Below are 2,412 nucleotides of genomic sequence, written 5' to 3' on the forward strand. Positions count from 1 at the left end.
GATGCCCGCAAGACGCGGCTCTCCAATATCGTTCAGGAGACCGGCGCCAAGACGATCCGTTATCTCTATGACTTCGGCGACAGCTGGGATCATGTGATCAAGCTTGAAAAATGGTTCGACAACACGACGACAGAGGGACTTCCCCTCCTGCTCGAGACCGCCGCGTGTCGGGACTTAACGGCGCTGCTGCAGTTGCGAACTTAGGTCTTGGAGCGCCCCCGCCCGGCTTCGCGCTGGACGACTGGTGGACGGGGGGATGGTTCGCCCGGAATGCCTCCGCGTGCGCCAGGGTAGCCACTCTCTGGACCGTCGAGCTGGAGGGGTGTTACGCGAGCCGCACATCAAGCTCTCCGGTAACAACGATGCGACAATCGGCGGCGTGATGAATATCGCAACGGCCCGCCAAGGTCCTCGACGGGATAACGACGCTGTGGCCCTGTCCGCAATCTTCGAAAGAACCACAAGCCCGTAACGCAACGCCGGTGAACTTACCCGGACGACTGGTCTCCACAAGCCGTGGTCCGAACCGCCGGTTCTGCACGACCAGTGTTGAATGTCGCTCGCAACCGAGACTAACCTGGAATCTGCACCGGCAGTACGGAATAACCGTGCACAAAATTAGATTCAACTCGCTCCGGTTCGCCGACCACCTTTACCTCCAGCGATCGGTTCAGCATCTCCTCCCACAGGATTTTCAGCTGCAGCTCTGCAAGATGCCTACCCACGCAACGATGAATCCCAAATCCAAAAGAGAGATGTTGTCCTACATTTCCTCGATCAATGATGAAGCTGTTGGGGTTCGCAATGACCTCCTCGTCTCGGTTGCCAGAGATATACCACATCACAACTTTATCGCCTCGCCTGATTTGCTTGTGGCCTATCGTGAAATCGTCCACAGCGGTCCGTCGCATGTGCGCGATAGGCGTTTGGTATCGTATAATCTCGGATACCGCCCCGGGCACTAGCGAAGCATCATCGCGGAGTTTTCGCAGTTCGGACGGATTTTGACTGATGAACAAGACGCCACCGGTAATTGAGTTGCGCGTAGTATCGTTACCTCCAACAATCAGCAAAAGGAGGTTACCCAGGAACTCGCGTGGCTCCATGTTTCGGGTCGCCGGTGAATGCGCCATCATCGAGATCAGGTCAGCCCGCGGCTCGGAATTCACCCGTTCGCTCCAAAGCCGTGTGAAATAGTCCAGGCACTCGGACAGCACCACCTTTCGCTTTTCCCAGCTGTCGATCTGGTGGCCCATTTGTGGGGTCAAGGCGGCTACGTCCGACCAGTAGGTCAGCAGCCGTCGATCCTGAAATGGAAAATCGAACAGCGTGGCCAGCATTTGAGTCGTCAACTCGATCGAGACTCTGTCGACCCAGTTGAAGGTATCATTGCGCGGCAAACCGTCCAAGATCTTCTGAACCCGCGAGCGGATCAAGCCTTCAAGCTTCGCCAGGTTCTCCGATGCCGTTATCGGACTGACAGTCTTACGCTGTTGAGCATGGACAGGAGGACTCATCTTAATAAAACTGGGTGTCCAGTACTTCTCCGGCGGGTCGACAATTGTGACGCTTCGCTCTGACGAGAATACTGTGTGATTTGAGTCCACGGCTATGATGTCGCGATACTTTGTTATCGACCAATATGGACCGTATGGGCTGTCTTCGCAATAATGGACGGGATCTTCCCTTCGCAGCCGCTCGAAACAAGGCCAAACGGTATCATCCTGAAAGCGCTTAGGCTCGCTTACATCAAGGCGGGTCAGCGGGATATCAGCCTTCTCGCAAGCGTTCTCTGCCGATAAGGCTGTCATGATTGTCTCGCGGACATTGGGTGCAATTTTGGTTGCTCGGCAGGGTGCGCTGTTTAGAGTTCGCATGCAAGCTCAGTCGAAAAACAACGAGCTTGGGTCGTACAGTAAGAATGTGTGACGCATGTCCATGGCTCGGGCTCGCGAGAGCTCGCACAATCGTCAGAACTCCGAAATCATCTTACGGGCGAAGTGAGGGGGAATTTGGCTCGGCCCCTGTCCATCTAGAATAACGGAAACACGAGCGAAGCTCCCCTATCAGGATTGGGAGGCGCGCGAACTCGCTTTTGTGGTAACAGACGCAAGTACTCGCGATGGCACCCAGCCGCTTATCCTCATTTTCTCGGGCAGGTACGCCCCGTTGCCACTCGACTACTTACATTGCGGGAGCAGATGGAACCCTTATCACAGTAGGGACTAAGAAGAGATCGCGGTCCGCCATGGACTCGTTTTTCCTTCTGCCTGCGATGCGGGCTTTCGTACAATAAATTAACAGGAGGAGGAGAAACAGGAGCACGAGACCGCACCGGCGGTGGTGCGCGAGCTGGACGAAGGGTAAACTAACCTGAGGTGCTGGCATTAGAGTAGCTTCCATGCGCTGGAA

The 2,412-nt window shown here is 55.5% G+C and carries 2 protein-coding genes; one reads left to right on the forward strand and one right to left on the reverse strand.

Going from position 1 to position 2,412, the window contains the following annotated elements:
- A partial coding sequence (locus FXV83_RS42050; protein WP_148745859.1) for a plasmid pRiA4b ORF-3 family protein occupies nt 1-204 on the forward strand: 204 nt, incomplete at its 5' end.
- 368 nt (nt 205-572) lie between these two features.
- Here FXV83_RS42050 and FXV83_RS42055 read toward each other — a convergent pair.
- Nucleotides 573-1,811 (reverse strand): cytochrome P450, encoded by a 1,239-nt coding sequence (locus FXV83_RS42055; protein WP_148745860.1) that lies wholly within the window; start codon nt 1,809-1,811, stop codon nt 573-575.
- Nucleotides 1,812-2,412: the final 601 nt, after the last annotated feature.

Origin of the sequence: Bradyrhizobium hipponense, from assembly GCF_008123965.1 — a bacterium.
In the GTDB taxonomy this organism is placed as follows: domain Bacteria; phylum Pseudomonadota; class Alphaproteobacteria; order Rhizobiales; family Xanthobacteraceae; genus Bradyrhizobium; species Bradyrhizobium hipponense.

What these genes read in the sequence shown, in the direction of transcription:
- FXV83_RS42055 (WP_148745860.1), bottom strand. Translation starts at nt 1,811, where the DNA reads ATGACAGCCTTATCGGCAGAGAACGCTTGCGAGAAGGCTGATATCCCG.